The organism is Pacificispira sp., from assembly GCF_965228185.1.
GTDB lineage: Bacteria > Pseudomonadota > Alphaproteobacteria > UBA8366 > Aestuariispiraceae > Pacificispira.
The window spans coordinates 166760-181743 of record NZ_CBDDHE010000006.1 but is presented as its reverse complement, the minus strand read 5'-3'; the positions used below and the strand labels follow the sequence as shown (position 1 = coordinate 181743).

Sequence of the window (14984 nt, the reverse complement as noted above, 5' to 3'; positions counted from 1 at the left end):
TTAGAGGCTCTCGACGACCGCGTCCGCAATTCGATCGATTTCTTCCTCCGTCAGGAAGGGATGCATCGGAAGGCTCAAAACCTCGCCGCACAAGGTTTCGCTGACGGGTAGGGAACCCTCGCCGCCGCCGAAGGCCCGATAGGCCGTCTGCAGGTGCATCGGCATCGGATAGTAGACAGCCGACGGGATGCCTTTTTCCTTCAATGCGGCCGCGACCGCGTCCCGCCGACCGGCGGGCAGACGCAACGTGTATTGGGCCCAGGCACTCTGCTTTCCGTCGCGGCGTCCCGGCGTCTTGACCTGGTTGCCCAACCGGCGGTCATAGGCGGTGGCGACGGCTTCCCTGGCGTCGATCTCCCCGGCGAAATGCGGCAGCTTGGCCAGAAGAACGGCGGCCTGGATCGTATCCATTCGGGCATTCAGGCCGACACGCTGGATGTCGTATTTTTCGGTTCCCTTGCCATGCGCGCGGATGGATCGCATCACGTCCGCCATGTCCGCGTCATCGGTGAAGACCGCGCCACCGTCGCCATAACAGCCGAGTGGTTTGGCGGGAAAGAAACTGGTCGCGGTTGCCCGCGCCAGGGTGCCGACCTTTTTGGCGCCGTCCGCCCCGCCCATGCTCTGGGCAGCATCGGCCCAGACCGTCAGGCCATGATTTTCGGCCAGGGCATGGATCGCGTCGTAATCGGCGGGCAGACCGAAAAGATCCGTCGCCAGAATGCCTTTCGGTTTCAGTCGGCCCTCGGCCTTTACCGCCTCGATCCGGCGCTCCAGATCGGTCAGGTCCATATTGAAGTCGTCACCGTCCACATCGACGAAAACCGGGGTTGCGCCAAGCAACAACGGCACTTCCGCAGTCGCGGTGAAGGTGAAGGACGGGACGAAGACGGCGTCCCCGGGACCGATCCCTTCCGCCATCATGATCATGACCAGGGCATCGGTGCCGCTCGAACAGCTGATCACGTGCCGGGCACCGGTGAAGGACGCCAGTTCGGCCTCCAGTTTGGCGATCTCCGGCCCCATGATGAAACGGCCATGGGCGAGGACCCCGGCGATTCCGGCGTCGATGTCGTCTTTGTATCGGGCGTATTGCGCGCCCAAGTCAACGAACTGCATTCTGAAATCCCCTCATTCGGTGAAGGATGGTCGATAGGGCCACGCCGATAAAAACGCATAGGGCGGGTTCGATCGGCAGGCGGTACTTTGGCGATACGATCGGGCCGGTCACGGCCAGCACCGCCGCACACCAGCCGAACAGCAAAAGCACGGCGAAGAGGTCGGTTCTGGCCGCCGGAACGCATCCGTAGGCGCAGAGGGCGAGCCAGGCGACGGTGGCCAGACCCATGGCCGCGACGATCGCGCCATAGGGTTGGTTCTGTGCGGCTGTCAGGAAGGTGAAGACTTTCCCGACGGCGCCGTTCCCCGGCGTCGCATAGAAGCTGTCATGCGGCAGGGCGCGTAGGATCGGATTGATCGCCAGGGCAGGGGTCGCGACATTCAATGCCGAACCGAGGACCCAGGCTTTCAGCAGATTGCCGACGCCGGTTTCGCGCAGCATCTCGGCCCCCAGGGATTCCATCGTGCGGGACTGGGCGAAGCCGTCGCCCGTCGCGTCGGAAATCTCCTGAAGCCGGGTTTGCGCCTCCTGTTCGGCTTCCTGCTGAGGCTGCATGCCTGAAAGGTCTCGCGCCATCGGCACCACCCAGTACAACAGATGGACACCGCTTTGAAGCGAGAAGGAATAGTGGCCTGTGCTCTCAAAATTGCGCCAGGCAATCGGCTGAATCGCGGCAGCGGCAATCAACGCCGTCAGTGCCAGGGCGCCCAGCCGCTCCCGCGCCTGGAACCCGAACCGGCAGAGGATGAGCACGGCCAGAAGGCCAATCAGGAAGACCGAAAGATGCAGCGAGACATAGCGGCTGAACACGGCGCCGGTGATACCCATCGACCCGAGCGCCACACACTGCCAGAACGGAAACGCCCTTTCTTCCCCCCGAAGGATAAGCCGCATCGCCGCGTAGATCAGAATTGCATAGAAAAACAGGCACAGCGTGTCCGACAGCATCATGTTCGAGACGACGATCATTGTCGGGTTCAACGCGGCGGCAAGACCGGCGGGCAGGGCATACCGGGGTGAAAGCAGGCCGGCCGTCAGAGCGATCACGACGCAGGTCGCGGCGTCCAGCACATGCTGGATCAGGATGACGCGCCAGGCCAGCGCCACATCCGTGACCCCGGTCCAGGCGAACAGCCAGCCGGCCAGCGGCATGATCTGGGGGTTGTAGATCCCGGTGCCGTCCGTCGCGAAACCGAACAGGCTGCCGGCCTCGGCATAGGCCTTCGCTTCGAGCAGAAACTGGGTTGAATCCTCTATGGCGAAGGCTTCGACACCACCCAGCCACCAGGATAGGACCATGGAGATGAGGCGAATGCCGAGGGCGACCCCGAAGATCAGAAGAATGGAGCGGCTGGCCAAATCAGGAAACATCCCCGGCAGGAATCGATCTAGCGCCGCAAGACCAACCGACCGTCGCCGGTTTCCTCATAGCGCTCCCCGGTTCGGGAACAGACCAGATCCGGGCCCAAGCGCTCTCCCTCGCGGCTAACCCAACCGAGCTGCCGTGCCGGGTTGCCGACGACGAGTGCGAAATCGGGTACATCCTTGGTGACAACGGCACCGGCGCCGATCATGGCATAGGCACCGATGCGCGTGCCGCAAACGATCGTCGCATTGGCACCGATCGTGGCACCCCGTCCGACCAGGGTCGGCGCAAACTCGTTTTTCCGCTCCACAAAGGCGCGGGGCGTCAGGACATTGGTAAAGACGCAGGACGGGCCACAGAAGACGTCTTCTTCAAGCTGTACGCCTTTATAGAGGGAGACATTGTTCTGCAGCTTGCAGCCATTGCCGATCGTGACATCGGGACCGACGGCAACGTTCTGGCCTAGAACGCAATTGCTGCCGATCGTCGTCCGGGGGAGGATATGGCTGAAATGCCAGACCTTCGTTCCATCGCCGATCGTGACGTCATTGTCGACGATTGCGGTCTCGTGCACGAATGCATCGGACACGGTCAGTTTCCTTCATCGAGCCCGCCAACCTTCAACGGTTGGGCGGACAAGGATTTAAGTGTCGCCGCATCGCACGCGACGGAGGCGCCGCCGCGCTCCATCGACGCCTGCGCCGCGGCCAGCACCTGCAGCACACGTTCGGCTTCTTCACCGTCGCTGACCGGCTTGCTTCCGGCTTCGGCCGACCGGATGAAATGTTCGCATTCCTGCCGCAGCGGCTCGGCCTCGGCGTCATAGGGGATCGGTTTGGCCTGGGCGCGGTCGACACTGGGCGGAAGCTGGCGTTCGCCGGTCGTGACCTGATGGGGCCAGACAAGCAGCTTCTCGCCGCCTTTCGCCACATCGTCGAAGACAGCCATTCCTGTGCTGCCGACGATGACAAGCTTGTGGTCCTTGTAGGGATGCAGCCAGGATACGAAGATATGGGCCCCGACCCCGCCCTCGAAGCTAAGCGACGTCAGGCAGACATCGGCGATTTGCGGCGTGATGAACCCGTTGCCCCGCGATTGGACATCTTCCGGCAGCGCGCCGATCAGATTCAGGATCATGGAGATGTCGTGTGGCGCGAAGGACCACAGCGCGCTCTCTTCCGTACGGATTTTCCCAAGACTGGCCCGATTGGAATAGATGTATCGAATGTCCCCGATACCGCCGGCCCGAACGAATTCGCGCAGTGCGACGAAGGCCGGATGATAGAGCAGCAAATGCCCGACCATCAGGGTCACGCCCTTTTCCAGCGAGAGTTCCGTCAGGGCGCGGGCCTCGTCCAAATCCAGACAGAGCGGCTTCTCGACGAAGACATGCTTACCGGAAAGGATGGCTTTTCGTGCCAATTCGCCATGGGTCACCGCCGGGGTGGCGATCATGACCGCGTCGACATCCGGATCGGCGAAAACCGTGTCGGGATCGTCATAAGTCCGGGCCGAGGGGTATAACTCGCCATAGGTCTTGCGCGCGGCGTCGCTGGTGTCGCAAAACCCGTAGAGGCAGCCGAGCGAGTCGACATTGCGCAGGAGGTTTTTCCCCCAATAGCCGGTGCCGAGCACCACGATCTTCAGTCTCATGGAAGCGTCTCGCATATCTGTTCCCGGGCCGGCGCGGGGCATACATCCCGCAATCCGCAGGGCCGGTCAAGCGACCGAATTGCGGCAATTTCGTAATTCATTCCGCGCTGTCGACCCGATTGCGATAGGGTTCGCAATTGTCGGCGATGGCCTGCGCCAACTGGCGGTCTCGGCCGGTCCGGAACGCATCCAGGGTCGCAACGGGATCGCCCGGCGTCTCGGACGTCCACCAGATCGGATGGGTCAGCAATTGAAGCGCGGTGCGCGCGGCGACCGCGGGATGATCCTGGGGCGTTCCATGATGCCACGCCCCCCGACTGTCGGAGCAATAGCCCATTTCCCGGAAATAGCGCGGTTGATAGGCATGAACCCGCCCGGCCAATGGGGCGTCGTAACCCAGCAAGGATTCCGCCGGCCGGTGGAAACTGACGGTGCGAACCGGTTTGCCGATGGCGTCTTCCAACAAGGCGGCCTCACGGCCCGCCGCCGTTTCGAGTGCGTCGCGGTCATTGGCATAGTTGGAGGCGTCGAAATGCAGCCCGACTTCATGTCCCAGGCCGAGTATTTGGCTCAAAGCCTCGCTGGAATCAGGCGTGTGAATGCCATACATCGGCGAACGGGCCAGGACGAAGTAAGTCGCCTTCCAGCCATGGTCCGCCTCAATCCGGGCCATCGGCAACGCGGTGCGGATGGAGAAATCCAGGTCGTGCCGCAGAATCAGGTCCTGACGCTTCGGGTCGGCGTCGTGAAAATCCGCGATCCGGTATCCCTTGCCGGTCAGATCGGCGATCAAGTCGCAATAGGCATCCAACGTGAACGCCGTCATGCCGCGCGTCCTTCCAGCATGCTGCCGTCCCAGGCCAACCCCTTGTTGTTGAGATAGTCTTCGATGTGCCAGGCGATCGCGCTGTGGTGGCCGCGGCGATCGGTCCGAACGGTGCCGTAGGGCCATCCCGCGAAGGCGCAAGTCGCCCCCATCCAGTATTCGAAATAGCGTTTCTCGAACCGGTGCCATGCGGCGCGACCTGCGAAGACATGCGCGGCTTTCGCCGCCAGCCGCAACGGCTTGATCCAAAGCGGGCGAATTCGGGTCGGATTTACCGGAATATCGCGCCAGACACCGGCCCAGTTCGCCTGATGCAAGGCCTGTTTGTACAGCGACTGTCCCTGCTTCGCGGAGATCGGGGCGCGGGCCCAGTAATCCATATAGGCCCGGTCCCAGAGCGGTAGCCGCCAATCCAGCCCGAAGTGGTCATAGAGGCGCTGGCCGTTGATCACATATTTGGACTGGCGGTCCCAGAACTCACGGAATTCATAATATCCGTGGGCGCCATTCTTGTCCGTCCCCGGCGCATTTACCGATTGAAGAAGGCCCCGCAGCTTTTTCGCGATCGTATTCAATCGCTCCGGGGTTCTGAGGGCGGCCCATTGCCGGTAGTGCTTGTTCAGCAGCCCGTCCACGATTGCGTTCAGGCGCGCCTCCTCCGAATCCGGAGGGTCGAACAGGCTGGCGGGCACGTGATTGCCGGTAATGAAGTCGCCGGATTGGCCGTTGACGACCACGGTATCCCGGTCGATATCGCCCTGGCGCAGCAGGGTATCGATCGCGTGGTATTCCTGCGGGAAATGCACCGAGGTCAGACTGTCGGACAGGTTCTTGAAGGCAGCGTAGTCGTCGCTGCGGAACATCCTGGACAAGGCGCCGTTCGTATAGGGGACGAACCGCCATTCATAGCCGAGGCGCCGCGCGATTTCGCGACTGGTTTCCGCCTCGCGGTTTCCCTTCTGGCCATAGGCTACGGTCAGGACATTGTCATAACCCGCCGCTTTCAGGCCCGATGCGATGAAGCGGGAATCCAGTCCTGCCGAGAGCGGGACGAGAATCTGCCGTCCGTCGGCGTCCCGGATCAAATCGTCGATCAGTTTTTCGTGCAGCGAGGGTAGGGCATCCGGGTCGAATTCCGCCGAGACATTCCACGCATCCCAAACCGTGTAACGCTTGGGTTCCGGCTCTCCTGAAAGAAGCCAGAGATATTCGCCCGGGCCAATTTGCTGAACGTCCCGATACAGCGTTTCGTTTCCGATCGTGAAGCCGGACAGGGTGACCGGAACGACGGCGCCGGGGTCGATATCGGATTGACCGAGGTTCAGATGGGTTTCGAGAGCCGGTCCCGACGCGCTGATGCAAGGAAGGCCTGTACCGTCCCGGCCCCAGATAAGGGGATAGCTTCGAACGGTGTCGCAGGCCGCAAAGGCGGCGCTGCGGCCAAGGACGACGATCCGGTAGAACCCGTCCAGTCCGTTCAGCCATGCCGCCACCGTCGCTTCGGTCGCGGCGAGGGCTTCCGTCGCCAATTGTTCCGGGGATCGGTTTCGGACGAAGCCTTCGAACCAGACGGTGCCGGCATCGGTACGAATCTGCCGGGCCCGCGGGCCGGAAAATCCCAAGGGCTCAGCCAGATCGGCGCGCGAGTCGACGGTCGCGGAAGTCATGACATTCGCTACAGGAAGGAACCCGGTCAGGTCGCTCGCGTGTCAGCTCGCCGTCTTGACGCCTGCTGCCGTTGTGGCGAGACGTTTGATGGCCTGATCCTGGCGCCGGGCCAATCGCAATTCCACGGCCTTTTCACGTGCGGTCATGGTCTTGTTCTCTTTGTCCTTTTCGGACGCCAGAACATAACCGACGGGCTGGTACTGCGTTTCCATCAGCTCCAGCCGTACCGTCGCCAGATCTCCCGCGGCCAGTACCTTGCCAAGGCGGGTCAACCGATCCAGGTCGGCGCGAATCTCCGCCTCGTTCAGGATCTTGCCGTCGTGGATCCAGGCGACCATCGGCCGGGCAATCACGGTATGGTGCCGGATCATCGAGGTCATGACCCGAATGTCCAAGGATTCGTTCGATCCGATTTCCGCGAAGATCAGCGGTGCAACCAACCGGTCGGTGAAGACGTAATCGCCTCGGCGCAGATAGCGCGTGCGCTCCATGAACTGCTGATAATGCGATTGCAGCCCCTTCCGGTCTTTCGGGCTGTATAGGACCGGCACGATCACGTCGGCATCCAGAAGCTGCTCGTGAATCTTCGTCAGGCCGTCTTCCTTGCGCTTGATGATGCAGCGGTATTCCTCGTCCGGACCGACATGGATCGGGCAGATGTCGCAGGCGATGCAGGGGCGGATTTCGTCGCACAGCATATCGATCTGATTGGCTTTGACCGACTTGCCGTCGTTCGGCGCCAGTTTCGCGGCGAGAGAGGCGGCGGTGCCGTCGCGATCCTGCAAAATCCAGTAATCGGCGCGTAGGGCGCTGGACAGCGCTGCGTCCCGCGCGGCGGACAGCTTGACCGCAACGCTGGCGATGCGTCGGCCGGTGCCGATGCAGGTGTCGATGCCGTATTTATCCTTAGGCGCGGTGCCGACATCGCCCGCATGGGCCGTACCGCCATATTGCGAGGTCGTTTCGGAATCGTTGCCGACGCCCAGCATGCCGGCGTTCAGCATGTCCATCAGGGCGTAGATCAGCGTCGTTTCCTGCCCGCCATTGCGTTTCGCGCCGACGGCCAGCCCGGCGAACAGTTTGCCGTCCAACCCTTCGCGCAATTCGTCATCCGCGCGGATGAATTCGATCAATTGCTGCGCCAGGGAACCGCGATCCCCGAAATAGACCGGCGTCGACAGGACGATACCGTCCGCGCGAAGCAGGGCGGCCTTCAATTTGTCCAGGTCTTTGGGTTCGCCATTGGCCGGGAAATGGTCGGGAAGGGGAATATGGTCGATCGCCGCCCCTTTGGAGATTGCCCCCCAAAGCCCGGCTGCCAGACAGATTTCGCTGTTCGACAGGCCTTTCAGGTCGCCGGTCTTCTGCAGATTGCGGTAAATCTCATCGAAGGGCAGGCCTTCCTTGCGACCGGCTGCCACGAACTGGTCGAGATGCTCGTTCGCGCGTTCCGCAAGATATCGATCCAGATCGTCACGGGACTGCAGCGCCTCGACCTCGTCCTTGAGACGATGGCCGCCCGCGGAGGAGCGCGCATTGCGAAGGCTAGCGGAGAGTCCGAGGATCAGCGGTTTGCTCATGTGAGATGTCCCAGTAAGAGTCATTGCATCCGGGCGAAAGAACGGCCGGGTCATGCCGGCCCCGGTAGCCGATATCGTGGCATCTTTTGCGGCTTCGCCATGCTACCGCAGGCCGGGTCGCACCAGCCTGTCACGATTTGGCATTTGGGCGGCGAAAATTCCCTGCCGACACCGTGTTCATTACCTGAACATGACGTTTCGGTCAATCCGTCCCGTGCTGCGCCGCAGCGAAAAATCAGGCGGACAGATCCAGTTCTGCGACGGGTTCTGCCTTATCGAACAGCGTTTTAGCGTCCGTAATCCCATCCAAATGCAGCGCGCCCGCTTCCAGACGCATGCCTGGATCGGCCGGGTGGGCGGCAATCTTGGAGAACCCATTTGATTCGATCGCGGTCGTGAGACCCGCTTCCAGATACAGGAAGGCCTCCTGGCGATTCCCGAGGGCGCCCTGCACGCCATTGCCGTAGACGACCTTCAGACCAAGCGACCGAGCGTGCTCCAGAAGGGCGAGGTTTTCACGCAGGCCGAGATGCTTGCACAGTTTCAGCTTCACATAGTCCATGCCGAGCTTCGCCGCGCGGTCGATATCGTCCCGGGTCCAAATCGATTCGTCCAGCATCAAGGGCACGCGGGCCACATCGCGCAAGGCCAGCATCCGGGCATCCGCATCCGGCGCATAGGGCTGTTCCATCAACTCGATCGGGAAGTCGCCTGCTGCTTTGGCGAAGGTAAGGGCATCGGCTTCGGACATCTGCTGGTTGGCATCGACCCGGATCAGGGCGTACTCCGGCAGGACGGCGCTGACCGCTTCGGCCCGGCGCAGGTCGTTCTGGACATCGCCGCCGATCTTCATCTTCAGCACGGTGTAGCCGTCATCCGACAGCCGGTGCGCGCGGGCGGCCGCGTCTTTCGGTTCCGTGCCGCCGCACAGGGCCACGCAGGGGATGGAGGACCCGACGGAAAATCCCAAAATTCGGTCGTCGCCCATTTCGATGGCATCCGCCGCCGCCGCCAACCCGCTCATCGCCATCGGCGCACTCTCCCGTCTGCCGTTCAGGCAATCGGAGAGATTGAGACCGGCTGACGACGCCAGATCCTCGAAGGCCGCCAGGACGCTGGCACCGGTCTCGAAGCTGTAGCCCGGCAAGGGGGTGATTTCGCCATGTCCCACACCGTTCCGTCCTTCCGCCCGGACAATGAAGGTATCGAAGGTCGATACCGGGCCAAAGGCGAGCCAGTAGGGTTCTTTCAGCGGCAGGGGGAGATGGCGGATTTCGAAATGGATATTGGTCATCGCAATCCGATCTCCAATTCAACGGCATCGGCCCCGCGCCGACCTGCCTCTTCCGGCCCGAAAACACAGTCCCGCAGGAAGGCGTCCCGCGCGTCGGCCTTGGCGCGCCATTCCGCCAGGATTGCGGCGTCGGGGCGGTTGGCGATCTCGACAACCTTGTCGTGCCAATCCGGTTCGGCCAGATCCACCAGAAAGACGGATTTTTCCATCCGCTCCCGGATCTCCGGGATCAGCGGCGTGCCCGGATCGGCCAGGTAAATGATCGGTTTTCCGGTTCCGAAGGCCCAGCCGATGGTGCTCAACGGGCTTTCCATGAGGATGAGATCCACACCACCCCGGAAGAATCGGAAGTCGCCGGTCTTGATTGTTTGCACCGGCGTCGGCGCCCGCTCCATATCCCAGAACGCATCGCCGTCGATGTAGCGACGGGTCGAGTAGAGCTTGACCACGCTCCGGCCCCGAATCCTCGGCATGACCGTGCGGCACATCGCATTCTGCAATTCGTAGAGGTCGCAGTCCCTGGGGGCGTAGCTGAGTTTCCGGAAATTGTTCTGGCTGGCGCGCGCCAGATAGACGACGATCCGTTCTCGCGGACGGGGCTTGAACTTGAACCGGGCCAATAGGCGCTGCATCCAGCGCAGCGGTACGCGTCGTGTCTGCTCGGCCAGACCGATGGTGTGGAAATGAACCTGCGCGGTGCGCGGTTCTTCCAGGAAAAAATCGGACGCATTCTGCGCGCAGGCCAGATAGGCGGTGCCGTGCACCGGCTCGGCCCAAATGCGAATGGGTTCGTGATAGCGCGACAGGCCGGCGGAAACCCCGTGTTCGACCAAGATCGTCGGGATTCCGGCGTCTTCGGCGGCGGCCGCCTGCATACAGCCCGACAGCGATCCGATCGTATTGGTTATGATCGCCGCCGCACCGTCTTGCGCATCGCCGCGCCGCATCTCGTCGACGCTGGCAAGCGCCGCATCCCGCGCGGATTGCCAGTACCGAGAGGCGTCCTGCAGGCGTTCGGCGGCGATGCCGGCCGGGATAGCCGGGTCGATTGTCAGGTCATGGTCGGCAAAGGCCTGTTTCAGGGCCTCCGACAGGGCCGACGCATCCGGCAGCCCCACTTGCGGATCGCCTGCGACCGGTGCCTGCGGCCGGGGCAGGCGGGCCAGGGCGATGCCGCGATCCAGTAACGGCGGCAGCATTTCCCGGATGGTATCGTTGTCCCTTCCGACAAAGACGGTTGCCTTTGCGTGGGACGGCCCGATGCGGGATGCTTTCAGAAACCGCAATTGTCGGGACAGGCGCTGGGCGCGCGAGATATCGGCAAGCGAGACGATACGGTCGCTTACCGTGCCACGGTCGAAATCGGCTTCCAGGACGGAGCGGTCGAAATCCTTTCCGTCCAGTAACCGGCATTTCAGTCCTCCGGCAATGTTCCTGAAGACGGTATCGAAGGCGCCGATGCCGAAATGGCCGCCACCCCCGCCGGTCAGGCCTGGAACACCGATAATGACTGTTTGTCCGCCCGAATGTGCGAAAGCCTCGACAATCGCGCGCTTGTAACAGAGCAGCCCGAGGAAATAGGCAAGCTGTTGTCCCACGAAAGGGACCAGTGCCGGCGTCGCCAAACGCTCGGCCACCGTCCGAAGGGCCGGTTCGACCGCCAGAACGGCCGCCCGGCAAGCCAGGCCGATGGCATCCGACGATTTCGCCGAAATCGCCGCATCAGCCCACTCGACCGGCTCGCCGGACCGTTCCAGACTTTCGACCACCACCGGCGACGTGCTGTACCAGCGGATCGGGCCGTCGATATGCTGGCGGGCTTCCTCGACGTGAGAAAGCGATTCCACCAGAACATGTGTCGTCATCGACGGGGCTTACCCTTCCAGCGCGGCGATACGATCGGCGCGTTCGATGGTCAGCGGCAAGTCGACGCCGCGCAGGAACACCCAGCCCGGATCGAAGTCGTAGACATCGCGCGGCATCGGCGCGTCGGCATCTTGGGCCAGTTTCACATACAGTTCCAACTGGCTGTACTTGCCGACCCGATCAAACTGGGGAGAGGTCATCGGGAAACGCCCGATATTGATCTCGGTGACATAGGGCGTCCCATCGGCATCGCATTTCAGATCCGCCTGATACAGACCGTGAGGCTTCGTCCCAAAGGCAGAGCAGACCGCCCGCACGGCTTCGACGGTTGCGTCCACCGGTTCGCGCTCCGCCACGGTCTGGCTGGTCTTCGGGGTAGAACCCATCATCGAAAGGGAAACGTCCTCGGTATAGTATTCCAGGCGTTCATAGACCTTTCCGACGCATAGTTCGCTGTTCTGGAACAGGACGGAGACGCAGAAGTCGCGGCCGGACAGGAACGGCGCAACCACGAAATCTTGGGGCGTCATGCCGCGCAGTTCGCACCACAGATCCATCCATTTCTGACCCTGTTCGACGGTATGCAGCCAGGTCGCACCCTGACTGCCCGCGCCTTGGCGGAGACGGATCCAGTAGCGGTCGCCTTCTGCAAGGTTCAGGCCGGCGACCGCGTCCGCCAAGCCTTCACGCGATTCGACCGGCAGGTTCGGAACCGTCCGGCAGCCTTGATCCTTCAGGAGGCGGTGGAAGTCATACTTGTCCTGGACGGCATCGACCTGCGCGGGCAGTGGCAGCAGGTGGTGGCATTTGATCCGGTCGAGATGCCGCGCGAAGACCGCCGCTTCGAAATCGCTGTTCGCGATCAGAACGTCGATCTTGTGCTTTTCAATCAGTTCCTCGTGTTTCGCGAAATAGGCGGCTTCGTCTTTTGCCTTCGGAACGATGTAAAGATGCTCCAGATCCGACTTGGCGATTTCATAGGGGTTGAAATGCGTGCCGACGATCGTGTGTTCATCGGCCGACGGCAGCAGGCGCAGACTGTTCACCAGGTTCAAGCTGCCCGAACCGCCCATGGACGTAATCAGGATATTCGCCATTTATCGGTCTCCTCCTTCGACGCGGCTGAATAGGCCGCGTGATACACATTGTTCCGCTATGTCGTAAAGCAGTGGCAAGGGCATGCCGCTGCGTTCCGCGATGTCGATCAGGTCGCGCCGGCCGTCGCATTGATTGCACAGCCACAGGGTCGCATGGGCGCGTTGCCTGTGATCCATGTTCGCCCGCTTGCCGCCTGTGGTCGGGTAGAGCCCGCGCTTACCCAGATTGGGTTCTCCGAAGGGCGCGTCATTGCGATAGCGATGGTTCCGATCCAGCGTCCGGCAGATTGCCTCCATCGCGTTCAGCGAGGCGTTCAGCGCCGAGAAATCGATCAGATCCTTGTTGTCCAAGGATGTGTGGTATTCGTCATATTGCCCGTACCGGCCGCGAATGTAAGACCCAACCGGCAGATCGAAACCGGGGGAGCAGTATTGCCGCTCGTCGCTTCCGGTCGGATGAAAATCCCGGACTTCGAAAGGCTCGTCCAACTGTGCCAGGGCATAGCGTGCCGCGCGGTCCGCCAGGGTATCGGCCCGTTGCGACAGTTGGTAGGTCGGGACGGTCGGCAGCCCGACACAGGTTACGACATAACCGGCGGCGACCGACTTCTTCAGGTGATCGCCACGTTGGGAAAGATAGGTGATGGCCCCAATGGTTTCCGGTGCGAAGACAAACCGGTAGGTGAAGTTGCGCTCCGGCCATTGTGCGATACGGCGCGCCAGAAAGGCGGAAACCAGCGGGCCGGAAAGCTCGTTATTCGCCATCGACGGGTGGCAGGTATAGGTGGAGATCAGCACCTCGCGGTCGGACTTCCCCGGAAGGACCGCTTCTGAAAATGTCAGAGACCCGTCAATGAAATCCGTGTCGATCACCACATCATAGTCGCCGTCCGGAAGCGCATCGCGCTGGTTCTGACTCAGACAGAACCCCCAGTTTTCGCGGTAGTAGCTGGTGACATAGGGAATGGCGTCCGGCATGCCCGGCAAGCTGTAAAGCCGCTCGTCCAACTCCGCGCGGCTAAGCCTGCCGCGGAAAGGCGCGGCATAGTTCACGACATGGAGTGTGTTTTCTCGGGCATCCAGAACCCGGTTACCGTCAGGCCCGATCACATAGGCATCCCGGAACACCCATTCCTTTGGCACGGTCCAATCGAAAGCCTGGGTGCCGGACGGCACTTCGGTGCGGTCGAGGGGAATCAGCTCCGACAGGATATCGTGGGTTTCCCGCACGCCCTCTCCGGTGATCGAACGCATGATCGGCCAAAGCCGGTCGAAATAGGCTTCCAATTCTTGCCGCTCGTCCATTCGGTCAAACTCCATCCCGTCCGGGCAGGATCGTTCCCGGATCGTACAATCCGGGAGCCGTACACGCCTTGCCGTTGCGTTTCAATTGCGTCAGGCGCACCGCACCCCCGCCACAGGCCACCGTCAGGCCTTCGGATTCCGCGGACAGCACTTCACCCGGCTTTCCCTTGGCGTCAATGGGCTCGGCGCGCAGAACCAGTATCGGACCGTCGGCATGGGCCAGATGCGCCGTGTAGGTTGGTGAAGAAAGCGGCGCGTAGTTTCCGGCCCGAATGAAGTCGACGACTTGGCGCGGGCTCCAGCGCCAGTCGATCCGCCCGTCCAGCGCGTCCTTGTGCCGATACAGATGCCGCAATGTCAGGTCCTGTTTCCGCCGGGGCAGCGAGCTGCCGGCGGCGAGAGTTTCGACGACCTGCAGCATCAAATCCGTTCCGAGCCGGAAAGATCGATCGAACAGCGACAGGCCGGTTTCTGTCGGCCCAATATCGTACCAGGTCTCAGCGACGACATCTCCGGTATCGATCCCGGATTCCAGATAATGGATTGTCGATGCGAACCGGCTCTCTCCGTTTCGAATCCCCCATTGCGTCACATGCCGTCCGGCATAAGCGGGCAAGGGGCCGTTATGCAGATTGAGGGCCTGGCCCTTGTAGGCATCGAGGACCTCTGCCGGGACCAGTCGCGCGCAATTGACGGTGAGAAGCCAATCGTACGTCGTCTTCAGGGCGGTGCCATCGCTTAACCCGGTATCGGGATGCAGGGTGGCGCCGGCCTTGCCGGCCAGACTTGCGACGCGCGGCTGATCGTACTGGGCAGTGAACCATGCGGCGAGGTGACCGGCCTCGCTCAACGCCGCCGCGACCCGTTGAGCCGGGCGGTCTTCACCGGCAAGTGCGATCCGCATCGTGATGTTCTCAGGCTGCCTTCAAACGTTCGACTTCGATGCAGAGGCCGTCAACGGAGACCATCCGCTCTTCGTCCAGATCGGAAATGTCGATGGGAATTCCGATCGCGTCTTCCAGGGATCCGATGAAATCGAGATAGCCAAACGAATCCAGAACCCCGCTCTCAAGCAGGTTCGCCTTTCCGTCGACATCGACCGGGGTGCTGCCCATGCCGCGCAATGTGTCGTCCAACACTTTTCGAATCGTGATCTCGATATCGTTCATGCTCTGATTTTCCCGGTGTAGGCGTGAGATTACGGAAAGT

13 protein-coding genes are annotated in these 14984 nt (G+C 62.0%); all 13 read right to left on the bottom strand.

What is annotated here, in order from left to right; translation table 11 throughout:
• A complete protein-coding gene (locus ACO06O_RS11580) occupies positions 1–1119 on the bottom strand; it encodes a DegT/DnrJ/EryC1/StrS family aminotransferase (protein ID WP_421879860.1) in 1119 nt (372 codons plus the stop codon).
• Complete coding sequence (locus ACO06O_RS11575) at positions 1106–2491, bottom strand: hypothetical protein (RefSeq protein ID WP_421879857.1); 1386 nt, start codon at positions 2489–2491, stop codon at positions 1106–1108. Before ACO06O_RS11575 ends, ACO06O_RS11580 begins: the two co-directional genes overlap by 14 nt.
• A gap of 17 nt (positions 2492–2508) precedes the next feature.
• The gene (locus tag ACO06O_RS11570) at positions 2509–3075 is read right to left on the bottom strand and encodes an acyltransferase (RefSeq protein ID WP_421879854.1); all 567 of its coding nucleotides are present in this window, start codon (positions 3073–3075) and stop codon (positions 2509–2511) included.
• A gap of 2 nt (positions 3076–3077) precedes the next feature.
• Positions 3078–4139: a Gfo/Idh/MocA family protein gene (locus tag ACO06O_RS11565; RefSeq protein WP_421879851.1), complete on the bottom strand. Its 1062-nt coding sequence runs from the start codon at positions 4137–4139 to the stop codon at positions 3078–3080.
• Positions 4140–4236: 97 nt separating this feature from the next.
• Positions 4237–4965, bottom strand: coding sequence for a hypothetical protein (locus ACO06O_RS11560; RefSeq protein ID WP_421879848.1), 729 nt, complete (start codon positions 4963–4965; stop codon positions 4237–4239).
• Positions 4962–6632 (bottom strand): asparagine synthase-related protein, encoded by a 1671-nt coding sequence (locus ACO06O_RS11555; RefSeq protein ID WP_421879845.1) that lies wholly within the window; start codon positions 6630–6632, stop codon positions 4962–4964. The genes ACO06O_RS11560 and ACO06O_RS11555 overlap by 4 nt, the downstream gene beginning before the upstream one ends.
• 42 nt (positions 6633–6674) lie before the next feature.
• Entirely contained in the window at positions 6675–8213 is a 1539-nt protein-coding gene (locus ACO06O_RS11550) for an NAD(P)H-dependent oxidoreductase (protein ID WP_421879842.1), read from the bottom strand.
• Positions 8214–8448: 235 nt separating this feature from the next.
• Positions 8449–9507: a mandelate racemase/muconate lactonizing enzyme family protein gene (locus ACO06O_RS11545; protein ID WP_421879839.1), complete on the bottom strand. Its 1059-nt coding sequence runs from the start codon at positions 9505–9507 to the stop codon at positions 8449–8451.
• Positions 9504–11372: a hypothetical protein gene (locus ACO06O_RS11540; RefSeq protein WP_421879836.1), complete on the bottom strand. Its 1869-nt coding sequence runs from the start codon at positions 11370–11372 to the stop codon at positions 9504–9506. Before ACO06O_RS11540 ends, ACO06O_RS11545 begins: the two co-directional genes overlap by 4 nt.
• A 9-nt stretch (positions 11373–11381) precedes the next feature.
• The gene (locus ACO06O_RS11535) at positions 11382–12470 is read right to left on the bottom strand and encodes a hypothetical protein (RefSeq protein WP_421879833.1); all 1089 of its coding nucleotides are present in this window, start codon (positions 12468–12470) and stop codon (positions 11382–11384) included.
• On the bottom strand, positions 12471–13775 hold the full coding sequence (locus ACO06O_RS11530; RefSeq protein WP_421879830.1) for a DUF4910 domain-containing protein: 1305 nt from the start codon (positions 13773–13775) through the stop codon (positions 12471–12473).
• A 4-nt stretch (positions 13776–13779) separates the two neighbouring features.
• Positions 13780–14679: a methionyl-tRNA formyltransferase gene (locus tag ACO06O_RS11525; protein ID WP_421879827.1), complete on the bottom strand. Its 900-nt coding sequence runs from the start codon at positions 14677–14679 to the stop codon at positions 13780–13782.
• Positions 14680–14689: 10 nt separating this feature from the next.
• The gene (locus ACO06O_RS11520; protein ID WP_420420115.1) at positions 14690–14944 is read right to left on the bottom strand and encodes a phosphopantetheine-binding protein; all 255 of its coding nucleotides are present in this window, start codon (positions 14942–14944) and stop codon (positions 14690–14692) included.
• Positions 14945–14984: the final 40 nt, after the last annotated feature.

What these genes read in the sequence shown, in the direction of transcription:
- ACO06O_RS11580 (WP_421879860.1), bottom strand. Translation starts at nt 1,119, where the DNA reads ATGCAGTTCGTTGACTTGGGCGCGCAATACGCCCGATACAAAGACGAC.
- ACO06O_RS11575 (WP_421879857.1), bottom strand. Translation starts at nt 2,491, where the DNA reads ATGTTTCCTGATTTGGCCAGCCGCTCCATTCTTCTGATCTTCGGGGTC.
- ACO06O_RS11565 (WP_421879851.1), bottom strand. Translation starts at nt 4,139, where the DNA reads ATGAGACTGAAGATCGTGGTGCTCGGCACCGGCTATTGGGGGAAAAAC.
- ACO06O_RS11560 (WP_421879848.1), bottom strand. Translation starts at nt 4,965, where the DNA reads ATGACGGCGTTCACGTTGGATGCCTATTGCGACTTGATCGCCGATCTG.
- ACO06O_RS11555 (WP_421879845.1), bottom strand. Translation starts at nt 6,632, where the DNA reads ATGACTTCCGCGACCGTCGACTCGCGCGCCGATCTGGCTGAGCCCTTG.
- ACO06O_RS11550 (WP_421879842.1), bottom strand. Translation starts at nt 8,213, where the DNA reads ATGAGCAAACCGCTGATCCTCGGACTCTCCGCTAGCCTTCGCAATGCG.
- ACO06O_RS11545 (WP_421879839.1), bottom strand. Translation starts at nt 9,507, where the DNA reads ATGACCAATATCCATTTCGAAATCCGCCATCTCCCCCTGCCGCTGAAA.
- ACO06O_RS11540 (WP_421879836.1), bottom strand. Translation starts at nt 11,372, where the DNA reads ATGACGACACATGTTCTGGTGGAATCGCTTTCTCACGTCGAGGAAGCC.
- ACO06O_RS11535 (WP_421879833.1), bottom strand. Translation starts at nt 12,470, where the DNA reads ATGGCGAATATCCTGATTACGTCCATGGGCGGTTCGGGCAGCTTGAAC.
- ACO06O_RS11530 (WP_421879830.1), bottom strand. Translation starts at nt 13,775, where the DNA reads ATGGACGAGCGGCAAGAATTGGAAGCCTATTTCGACCGGCTTTGGCCG.
- ACO06O_RS11525 (WP_421879827.1), bottom strand. Translation starts at nt 14,679, where the DNA reads ATGCGGATCGCACTTGCCGGTGAAGACCGCCCGGCTCAACGGGTCGCG.
- ACO06O_RS11520 (WP_420420115.1), bottom strand. Translation starts at nt 14,944, where the DNA reads ATGAACGATATCGAGATCACGATTCGAAAAGTGTTGGACGACACATTG.